This is a genomic window from Micromonospora maritima (genome assembly GCF_902825405.1).
Classification (GTDB): domain Bacteria; phylum Actinomycetota; class Actinomycetes; order Mycobacteriales; family Micromonosporaceae; genus Micromonospora; species Micromonospora maritima.
Window position 1 is genome coordinate 1 of sequence record NZ_CADEAU010000182.1, and the last position, 9975, is coordinate 9975.

Here is a 9975-nt window from a genome sequence, read left to right on the forward strand (position 1 = left end):
GGTGAAGACGCTGTCGTCGAAGGACTCGACCGGCAGGTTGAAGTGCTGCATCACGCCGGGCAGGTCACAGAAACGTACGTCGACGAACTTCACGTCCTCATCGCTGAGGTAACGCAGGAGTTCCTCGGAATTGGCGAACACACGTCCTCCTGGCAGGCGTTGTTGATCATGGCCACGTCCCGTGGCCGGACCGCCCGGGGACATGGCCCGTACCGCCACCGTACGACGGCTCGCCCGTTCCGGCTCGCCAACCGCCCATCCCGGGTTTCCTCCGTCACAGGCCGGGTAGACGGCGGACCCGGCGAACCGCTCGGGGGACGGCGCGGCGGGAGGTGTGCGTGGTGGATGCTCCGCGACTGACCGGCGGCCGCTGAGATGTGCGGGATCAGCGGCGAGGCCCGCTTCGACGGCGCCACCCCGGACGCGGCCGCGGTGACCCGGATGACCGAGGCCATGCGGTCACGCGGCCCGGACGGCGAGGGACTCTTCAGCGACGGCTGGGTCACCCTCGGGCACCGTCGGCTGACCGTCATCGACCTGTCCGACGCCGGCGGCCAACCGATGGTCCGGGAGGACCTCGGCCTCGCCCTGGTCTTCAACGGCTGCGTCTACAACTACCCCGAGTTGCGCGAGGAGCTGCGGGCCGCCGGGCACACCTTCGGATCGACGAGCGACACCGAGGTCGTCCTGGTCGCGTACGCCCAGTGGGGTGAGCGGTTCGTCGACCACCTGGTCGGCATGTTCGCGGTCGCGCTCGTCGACCGGCGACGGCGCCGGCTCGTGCTGGCCCGGGACCGGCTGGGCATCAAGCCGCTCTACCTCGCCGAGTCACCCGGCCGGTTGCGTTTCGCCTCCACCCTGCCGGCGCTGCTCGCCGCCGGCGACGTGGACACCGGCATCGACCGGGTCGCGCTGCACCACTACCTGTCCTGGCACTCGATCGTGCCGGCGCCGCGCACGATCCTGCGCGGGGTGCGGAAGCTGCCCCCCGCCACCGTCCGGGTGGTGGAGTCCGACGGGCGCAGCCGCGAACACGTCTACTGGCGGCCCGAGTACCGGCGCGACCCGGCCCACGACGGCATGGACGCCGACGACTGGCGGGCCGCCGTCGGGGACGCGCTGCGCACCGCCGTACGCCGGCGGCTGGTCGCCGACGTGCCGGTCGGGGTGCTGCTCTCCGGCGGCCTCGACTCCAGCATGATCGTCGCCCTGCTCGACGGGGCCGGGCAGCACCACCTCCAGACGTTCAGCATCGGCTTCGACAGCCGGGGTGACGAGGCCGGGGACGAGTTCCACTACTCCGACCTGGTCGCCCGCACGTTCGACACCGACCACCACCGCATCCGGCTCGCCGACGGCGACCTCGGGCCGGCGGTGCGGGCCACCGTGACGGCCATGACCGAACCGATGGGCAGCCACGACGTGGTGGCGTTCCACCTGCTTTCCGAGCAGGTCGCCCGGCACGTGAAGGTGGCGCAGTCCGGGCAGGGCGCGGACGAGGTCTTCGCCGGATACGGCTACCACCACCGGCTCGCCGAGGCGGCCCGGGCGGACGCGGCCGCCGAGTTCACCGCCGCGTTCTTCGACCGGGACCACGCCGAGCTGAACCGGGTGGTCGACCCGGCGTACGCCTGCGACCGGGACGCCAGCGGCGAGCTGGTCGCCGCGGAGCTGGCCGCGCCCGGCGCGCAGACCGCGGTGGACGCGGTGCTGCGCCTGGACACCCACCTGATGCTCCCGGACGACCCGGTGAAGCGGGTCGACAGCATGAGCATGGCGTGGGGCCTGGAGGTGCGAACCCCGTTCCTCGACCAGGACCTGGTGACGCTGGCCGCGGCCTGTCCACCCGAGCACAAGCTGGCCCAGGGCGGCAAGGGCGTGCTCAAGGAGGTGGCCCGCGAGGTGCTGCCGCCCGAGGTGATCGACCGGCCCAAGGGCTACTTCCCGGTGCCGGCGCTGCGCAACGTCGACGGTCCCGTGCGAGAGCTGGTGGTCGAGGCGCTGCGCGCGCCCGAGGCCCGCCGACGGGGCCTGTTCCGCCGCGCGTACGTCGACGAGCTGTTGGCCGAGCCGGACCGGGCGCAGGCCGCCGCCGGCAGCAACAAGCTGTGGCAACTGGGCCTGCTGGAGCTGTGGCTGCAGTCCCAGGGCGTGAGTTGACCCGAGGCGGGAGGCGCGGTGAAGTTCGTCATCGAGAGCGAGCCCGACGGCACGGTCGGGTTCACCGTGCTGGGCGACGACGGCCAGGTGCTCGCCACCGGCCGGCCGTCTCCGGACAAGGGGTCGGCGCTGGCCGCCGTCGGAGAGCTGATGCACGGCGGGGGCGACGCCTGCATCGAGGACCGGACCGAGGCGACCGGCCCGCCGCGCCCGCCCGGCGACACCACCGAGATCGGTGGCGGCGACATGTCCGCGATCGGCCGCTCCGGCATCCCACCGGTCTGAGCACGACGCCTGGCGGTTCGCCGTCGGCCGGGCGCGCCTGGCGAGCCGAAGAGGCTCGACCGCGACGACCTGGTCCGCGCGATCGGGAAGGCGAACCTCCGCGCCACCGCCCGGGCCCGCCGGCAGTGGCGCTCCCGACCGTCACTGCTCGTCGTCGACGACCTCGGTCCGGTCGTCGACCGTGGCGGTGACGTCGAGGTGCTCGTCCGGCTGGGGTGCCTCTGCCAGCGTGTGGTGCGGGTCGCCGTCGGGCGAGAACAGCACCTGGTCGGTCTTGCGGGTCTTCTCCTGCTCCTCTTCCGGCTCCGTCACGGCGTTCCCCTCCGGCTCCGGCCGCCTCCTGCCCAGGCCGCCTCCCTGCCCACACGCTATGCGCCGGCCGACCGGTCGGGCGGGTGTTTGCGCCGCCCCGGCCGGTACCGCCGACCCGCCGTTGCGGCCCCGGCCAGCCGACCACCCGCCCGGCGCGGTGCGGTCCCGGATGTCCGACCGGGGTCGTAGGGTCACCGCCATGACGACAGAGACCCATACGCTCGCCGTGCCCGGCGCCGACCTGGTCTACGACGTGCGCGGGCCGCTGCCGCCGGCCGGCGGCCGGCCGGTGCTGCTCATGATCGGCCAGCCGATGACGGCGGAGGGCTTCGACGCGCTCGCGCAGCACTTCTCCGACCGCACCGTGGTCACCTACGACCCGCGTGGCCTGGGTCGCAGCGTGCGCACGGACGGCCGGTCCGACCACACCCCGCAGCAGCAGGCCGCCGACCTGCACCTGCTGGTCGAGGCCCTCGGCGCCCGGCCGGTCGAGATCTTCGCCAGCAGCGGCGGCGCGGTGACCGCCCTCGAACTCGTCGCCACCCACCCCGAGGACGTGGTCACGCTGGTGGCGCACGAGCCGCCGATCAACGCGGTGCTCCCCGACGCGGCGGGGGCCGAGCGGGCCCGCGCCCGCTTCTACGAGGCGTACCGGGCCGGGGGCACCGGAGCCGGCATGGCCGACTTCATCGCGATGACGTCCTGGCAGGGCGAGTTCACCGACGCCTACTTCGCGCAGCCCTCGCCCGACCCGGCCGCGTTCGGCCTGTCGACGGAGGACGACGGCACCCGCGACGATCCGCTGCTGTCGCAGCACTCCTGGGCGGTCACCGACTACCGGCCCGACGCGGGTCGGCTCACCGCGGCGTCGACCCGCATCGTGGTCGCGGTCGGGGAGGAGTCGGCCGGCACCTACACGGCGCGCACCGCGGCGGGCACCGCCGCGCTGCTCGGGCAGGAGGCGACGGTGTTCCCGAGCCACCACGGCGGCTTCCTCGACGGCCGGTTCGGTTACGGCGGCAAGCCGGAGGAGTTCGCCGCCCGGCTCCGCGAGGTCCTGGCCCCGCCCGCCGCCGGGTAGGGCCGGCGGGTCAACGTCGCGTAGGCCATCGTGGTGAGCGTGACGATGTCGAACACGGGCAGGCCCAGCCGCGCCTGGATCCGGTGGGCGAACGGCACCAGGTCGGTGCACTCGACGACAAGCGCGCCCAGATCCCGGTGCGCCCCGGCGAGCGCGTCCACCCGCTCGTCCACCTCGGCGGCGAGCCGGTCCACGTCGAGGGTGTCCCGGCGTCCCTCCAACATCACCTCGCGGAACTCGGGTTGTCCCGCCATCCCGGTGACCGCGACCGGCACGTCCTGCGCGCCGACCGCCGCCAGGTGGCGCGGGGTCAGCGCCTGCTCGTCGGCGACGAGCAGGCCGACGGTGCGCCCGACCATCCGGTGCACCATCGGCAGCTGCACCAGGCTGGACGACCACAGCGGCACGTCCACCGCGGCGGCCAGTTCGGCCTGGAACAGCACGAGGAACCCGCACGCACCGGTGATGCCGGCGACCCCGGCGTCCGCCAGGTCGCGGGCGGCGGTGACGAACGGCTCCAGCAGCGTCGGGTCGGCCTCCCGGACCAGCCGCTGCGGGGTGGCGCCCTCGACCACCCGGTAGCGCACCGGGAAGTCGAACGTGGCCGGGTTGCGGATGTGCCCGGGGATCTTGTCGAAGCTGGTCTGCAGACAGAGCACGCCGATCTCGGGCCGGTCGCTCACGAGGTCCCCTTCCGGAAGCGGTCCAGGGCGAACGTCTCCAGCGGCAGACCCGGTTCGACGCCGGTGACGAGTTGGGCGAGCAGTTCTCCGCCGGCCGGCGCCAACCCCATCCCGATGTGCCCGTGCCCGGTGGCGACGCTGACGTTGTCGTACCCGCCGACCCGGCCGATCAGTGGCAGGCTGTCCGGGGTGCACGGGCGCAGCCCGCTCCACACGTCCAGCCGTCGGCCGGTGTCCAGCCCCGGCAGGTAGCGGCGGGCGGTGTGCAGGATGCCGTCCACCCGGCGCGGCGACACCGACGCGTCCATCCCGGACAGCTCCAGCGTGCCGCCGACGCGGACCCGGTCGCCGAGCGGCATCACCGCGACCTTGCCCTCGCTGAGCAGCACCGGCCGCGTCGGCGTGCCCGGTCCGGCCGGGACGGTGACCGTGTAGCCCTTGGCCGGTTGCAGCGTCAGCCCGACGTCGAGCATCCCGGCGCACGACGCCGACCACACGCCGGCGGCGACCACCACCTCGGCCGGACGCAGGTCGCCCCGCGCGGTCCGCACCGCCCGTACCCGCCGTCCGGCCACCTCGAAGCCGCGCACCTCGGCGCCGGTCACGACGTCCACGCCCCGCGCCCGCAGCGCCCGGCCGAGTCCGACCAGGAACGCCGGAATGCGCAGCGCCGCCCCCTCCTCGTTGAGCAGCGCGCCGGCCACCGCGAAGTCGACGCCGGGCTCCAGCCGGGCCAGCTCCGTCCGGTCCAGGTCCCGCAGCGGTACTCCCCGCGCGGTCGCCGCCGGGATCGTGCGGCGCGCCTTGGCGTACCCCTGCTCGGTGTGGCAGGCCAGGATCATGCCGCGTTCGGTGAGCATCCCGGCCAGCTCGTCCTCGGCGCACATCTCCCGCAGCAGCGCGAGGCTGCGCTGCTTGAGCGCGAGCAGCGTCTCGAAGCCGGCGCGGGCGTGGCGTTCGGTGCAGTGCCGGCGGAAGTGCCACAGCCAGGCCAGCAGCGCGCCGTCGAGCCGGGGCCGCACCGAGAACGGGCTCTCCGGGCTGAACAACCAGCGCACGCCCGTGGCCGGCACCCCGGGCTCGGCCAGCGGGGCCGCTCCCTGGGTGCCGACGAAGCCGGTGTTCCCCGCCGAGCAGGCCGCCGGGTCGCCGACCTCGCCCCGATCCACCACGGTGACGGTACGACCGGCGCGGTGCAGGAACCAGGCGCAGCACAGTCCGACGACGCCCGCGCCGATGACCAGGACGTCGGGGTCGGACCGGGCAGGCGGGGTCATCGTCGGTCCGCCGTCAGAGCGTGACGACGAAGAAGCAGGTGGGCAGGTTGACCACGACCCGTTCCCAGATCTCGGCGCGCAGCGCCACCCCGGGCCCGGCGAACGTGCCCGGCGGCGGCTCGGCGAAGCCGATGGTGGACCGGCCCGCGTCGAACAGCAACGCGCCGTGGCCGAAGTCGCCGACGATCGCGGTGCCCGGGTCGACCAGCCGGGTGCGCACCACGAAGACGCCGTTGTCCTCCACGTCGCGCATCAGCGTGCCGCTGCCCAGCAGCCGGTAGTAGTCGGCCGGATTGATGATCAGCCCGTCGGCGGTGCTGCCCATCTGCTCGACCTCGTTGCACGCGGCGAGGATGGTGGAGGCGAACGGGCCGGGGTCGGTGAGCCGGCCCAGGTCCGGCATGGCCAGCAGGCCGCCCTCGCCGCGCAGGATGGTGTGGTTCTCGGCGGTGGCCAGCCGCACCACCAGGCGGTAGTCGATGAACTGGGCGAAGCTGACCGGGTCCTCCCACAGCGTGTCCGGCACCTGCACCCAGGCGGTGGTGGTGAGCAGCGGCGGGACGGGGGAGCGGTGGAAGTGGTTGGCGGCCTCCCGCCGCAGGTCCGCGCCGTCGACCGTCGGGTCGCCGGGACGGGGTGGGCTCTCGTGCCAGTAGAACTCCTGCGGGTCGCGGGACAGGTCGACCACCTTGAGCATGTTCCGCGACGGGTAGCGGGGTTTGCGCCGGGAACTGGTCAGCGAGTCGGTGATCGTGACGTCGTAGTCGACGCGGGTGTCGAAGCCGTCCTTGGCGAACGCCTCGACGAACCTCCCGCCCGGCGACATCTGGGTCCTCCGCTCGGCGACCACCTCGGCGATGGTCCGCTTGACGGTGTCGGTGCGCTGCGGCATGTGACGCCCCCTCCTCAGGCCGGCCTGCGGGCGACGAACATGCCCCAGCCGAACTCGCCCCGGTCGATCGCCGCCTGGATCTCGTCGCACGAGTCGGCGAACGCGAGGATCCAGGTCCGCGCCGCCTCGTCCGCCGTGCCCTCCGCCCGCTGCCGGGCGGTGCGGCCCAACACCCGGTACGTCTGCCGGATGTGCGCGTCGAGGCTGCGGGCGATCACGTCCACGAACCCGGCCTCGGTCAGCGCCCGGCGGTACCCGTCCAGCGAGTAGCCGCCGTTCCAGCGCACCCGGTCGTAGACGTGCCGGCGGGCGGCCGGGCCGATCCGCTCGGTCGGCTGGAGGAAGTCGGAGAACGCCAGCACCCCGCCGGGCGCGAGCACCCGGAACATCTCGGCGTGGCTACGCGGCTTCTCCGGTACCAGGAACAACGCGTCCTGGCTCACCACGTGGGTGAACGTGCCGTCGGCGTACGGCAGAGCGGTCGCCGAACCGTGCCGGAACGACACGTCCAGCCCGCCGCCCCGCTCGGCGCGGCGGCTCTCCGCGAACCGGATCCGTTCGATGCTGAGATCCAGCCCCTCGCCCCGGCAGCCGGTGCGCGCGGCCAGGCGCAGCAGGAAGTTGCCGCAGCCGCAGCCGACGTCGAGCACGTGCGCCGAGGCGTCGGTGCCGGCGTCGTCGGCGAGGATGTCGGAGGTCCGGTCCGCCGCCGCCTGGTAGTCGGTGTCGTCCTCGCCGGCGAAGTAGCCGGTGTGCAGCACACCCTCGCTGTCCCAGAAGCTGAGGTACGTCTGCGTCGTCCGATCGAAGAACTCGGAGACGTCCCGCTCGGTGAATTGGCTGGTCGTGGACATCGGCACTCCCTCGTGCGACGGACGGACGGGTCAGGCGTAGGTGTCCCGGCGGACGCCGGTCAGGTGGGGCAGGTCGGGGCCGGTGGCGGCCGCGCCACCATCGATCAGGTGCACCCCGGCGGTTACGTAGGAGGCCCGTTCGCTGGCCAGGAACGCGGCCATCGCGGCCACCTCCGCCGGGCGGGCCAGCCGGCCGAGCGCGCTGTGGTGACCCATCGCGGCGAGCCGGGCCTCCACGTCGCCGTCCGCGCCGGCCAACCGCGCCGCCGCGCGTTCCATCGGCGGGGTACGCACGCCACCGGGCGCGAGCACGTTGACGGTGATCCCGTCGCGTCCCACGTCGACCGCGAGACCCTGGGCGAAGCGGACCAGCGCGGCCCGGGTCACCCCGGACAGCACCAGCGGGCCGATCGGCACGCACGCGGTCTCGGACGCCACCAGCAGCAGCCGGCCCCACCCGGCGGCGCGCATGTGCGGCAGCGCCGCCATCGACACCGCCACGGCGGGCAGCAGCACCCGGTCGACGGCCGCCCGGTAGTCGTCCGTGCCGAACCCGGCGGCGGTGCCGACCGGCGGGCTGCCACCGCTGACCAGCAGCACGTGCGCCCCGCCGAGGTCGGCGGCGACCCGGTCGACCCAGCGGGCGGCGGCGTCGGTGTCGGTGAGGTCGACACCTGTGGCGCTGACCCGCCCGGCGGCTACCCCGGCCAGCTCCCGTTCGGCCGCGGCGAGCCGGCGCGGATCACGACCGCAGACCGCCACGTGCGCGCCCTCGGCGGCGAACTCCTTCGCGCAGGCCAGGCCGATGCCGCTCGTGCCGCCGGCGACCAGCGCCACCCGGCCCTTCAGTCCCAGTTCCACGTCGGTCACCTCTCCGTCTCGCCGGCGCGGGCGGTCGCCGTGCCGGGTCGGGTCACGGCCGGCCCGCCGGACCGGTAGCCGTAGCGGGTGGACAGCGGCCAGGCCAGTACCGCCACGGCCGCCCGCTGCCGGCCGGTCAGCGTCCGCCGCCAGCCGTCGTCCCGGTCCCGGATGAGAGTCGGGCCGGTGCGGAACCGGTCAGGGTTGCCGGTCACCGTGTGGTTGCCGCGCAGCTCGACGGTCCGCCCCCGGACCGGGTTGCCGGCCGGGTCCGCGCCGACCAGCCGCAGCAACGCGTCGACGACGCCGGCCGGGTCGGCGGTGAAGTCCTCGTACCGCAGGAACGTCGACCGGCGCGGGTGCCGGCGGTTGATCGCCGCCGAGGCCAGGTTGAACCCGTGCCAGTAGGCGGTGCTGCGTGTCGCCGACATGGCGTAGACGTAGTCCTTCGGCTCCCGCCAGGAGTGCGCCACCGCCCGCGGATCGCGCACCAGGTGCAACCAGTACGGCTCGACGCCCGGTACGTGCGGTAGCAGCGCCGACTCACCGGGGATCTTGGTGCTGTCGACGACCAGCCGGGCGCCGGTGCGGGCGGCCACCTCCCGGTAGACCGCGCCGAGCAGCGCGGCGTGCGCGCGGGTGTCCGCGTCGTGCGCGCCCCGGCGCAGCACGCGCCAGGTGTGCCGGGTCCGCAGTTGGGCGCGCTGCCGCCGGATCACCTCGACGGCGTGCGCGTTCGCGGACACGCCGGCCGGGCGGCCCACCGGCAGCACCGCCGACCAGAGCGGGCAGCCGGTCAGCGGGACGCCGCAGCCGCACCTGTCGTTGACCCCGCGCCCGGTCGAGTTCTTCCACAGGAAGTGCAGCTCGCCGACGTGCACCACGCCGGGCACCTCGCCGAGGACGTTGCCGATGACGGTGCTGCCGTTGCGGCACCAGCCGGTGATGCTGAGGACGGTCACGGGCGCGCTCATGCCGGCCGTACCTCCATCGGGGTCGTGGCGGCGACCGGCCGGCCGACGCGCAGCGCCATCGCGGCGGCCACCGCCGCGCCGGCCGCGCCGGCGACGAAGACCGCCGGGTAGCCGAACCCGGCGGCGACCAGGCCGGTCGCCGGCCCCCACACCGCCAGGCCCAGGTCCCAGAACGAGGTGTACGCGCCGATCGCCGCGCCCTGTCGCGCCGGGTCGGTCCGGTTCATCACCATCAGTGCCAGCGACGGGTGCAGCAGTGAGAACCCGACGCCCATCACCACGCTGCCGGCCACCGCGACCGGAAGGTTGGGCGCGACCGCGATGACCAGCAGGCCGACCGCCTCGCCCACACCGCACCAGGTGGCCACCCGGCGCGGGCCGAGCCGGTCGGGCAGGTGACCGATGACCAGCCGGGTGCCGGCGTAGACGGCGCTGAAGCAGCTCAGCACCACCACGCCGTGGCCGATGCCCCGGGCGTCCAGGTGCAGCACGACGAAGGCGGCGAGGCCGGCGTACCCGGCGGCGCCGAAGGTGAGCGCCACGCCGGGCAGCAGCGCGGGGCGCAGCAGCAGCCCACCGCCGCGGGCCGCGGGAGC

General features: G+C 74.5%; 11 protein-coding genes. 3 read left to right on the plus strand and 8 right to left on the minus strand.

All coding sequences use genetic code 11. The features are described from left to right. Positions 1-375 precede the first annotated feature (375 nt). Together HUW36_RS17290 and HUW36_RS17295 are read left to right on the plus strand one after the other, a co-directional pair. Complete coding sequence (locus HUW36_RS17290) at positions 376-2160, plus strand: N-acetylglutaminylglutamine amidotransferase (RefSeq protein WP_174529120.1); 1785 nt, start codon at positions 376-378, stop codon at positions 2158-2160. 18 nt (positions 2161-2178) lie between these two features. Beyond that, on the plus strand, positions 2179-2445 hold the full coding sequence (locus tag HUW36_RS17295) for a YegP family protein (protein ID WP_174529121.1): 267 nt from the start codon (positions 2179-2181) through the stop codon (positions 2443-2445). Positions 2446-2586: 141 nt separating this feature from the next. Here HUW36_RS17295 and HUW36_RS17300 read toward each other — a convergent pair whose 3' ends face one another. Continuing rightward, complete coding sequence (locus HUW36_RS17300) at positions 2587-2757, minus strand: hypothetical protein (protein WP_174529122.1); 171 nt, start codon at positions 2755-2757, stop codon at positions 2587-2589. Positions 2758-2956: 199 nt separating this feature from the next. Here HUW36_RS17300 and HUW36_RS17305 point away from each other — a divergent pair, with 199 nt between their 5' ends. Continuing rightward, the gene (locus tag HUW36_RS17305; protein ID WP_174529123.1) at positions 2957-3838 is read left to right on the plus strand and encodes an alpha/beta fold hydrolase; all 882 of its coding nucleotides are present in this window, start codon (positions 2957-2959) and stop codon (positions 3836-3838) included. Here HUW36_RS17305 and HUW36_RS17310 read toward each other — a convergent pair. From HUW36_RS17310 to HUW36_RS17340, 7 genes are all read right to left on the minus strand, one after another. Continuing rightward, positions 3769-4521: an aspartate/glutamate racemase family protein gene (locus tag HUW36_RS17310; protein ID WP_174529124.1), complete on the minus strand. Its 753-nt coding sequence runs from the start codon at positions 4519-4521 to the stop codon at positions 3769-3771. The two genes, HUW36_RS17305 and HUW36_RS17310, sit on opposite strands and share 70 nt — an antisense overlap. Continuing rightward, positions 4518-5798, minus strand: coding sequence for an NAD(P)/FAD-dependent oxidoreductase (locus tag HUW36_RS17315; RefSeq protein WP_174529125.1), 1281 nt, complete (start codon positions 5796-5798; stop codon positions 4518-4520). The genes HUW36_RS17310 and HUW36_RS17315 overlap by 4 nt, the downstream gene beginning before the upstream one ends. Positions 5799-5811: 13 nt before the next feature. Further along, positions 5812-6690 carry a family 3 encapsulin nanocompartment shell protein gene (locus HUW36_RS17320; RefSeq protein WP_174529126.1) on the minus strand — a complete coding sequence of 293 codons (879 nt, stop codon included), beginning with the start codon at positions 6688-6690 and terminating at the stop codon, positions 5812-5814. A 14-nt stretch (positions 6691-6704) separates the two neighbouring features. Further along, positions 6705-7544: a class I SAM-dependent methyltransferase gene (locus HUW36_RS17325; RefSeq protein ID WP_174529127.1), complete on the minus strand. Its 840-nt coding sequence runs from the start codon at positions 7542-7544 to the stop codon at positions 6705-6707. 30 nt (positions 7545-7574) lie between these two features. Further along, entirely contained in the window at positions 7575-8405 is an 831-nt protein-coding gene (locus tag HUW36_RS17330; protein WP_174529128.1) for an SDR family NAD(P)-dependent oxidoreductase, read from the minus strand. A gap of 5 nt (positions 8406-8410) precedes the next feature. Then, positions 8411-9379 carry a sulfotransferase family protein gene (locus HUW36_RS17335; protein ID WP_174529129.1) on the minus strand — a complete coding sequence of 323 codons (969 nt, stop codon included), beginning with the start codon at positions 9377-9379 and terminating at the stop codon, positions 8411-8413. Beyond that, positions 9376-9975: MFS transporter (locus tag HUW36_RS17340; RefSeq protein WP_174529130.1), on the minus strand; the 600-nt coding region annotated here is incomplete at its 5' end. The genes HUW36_RS17335 and HUW36_RS17340, both read right to left, overlap by 4 nt.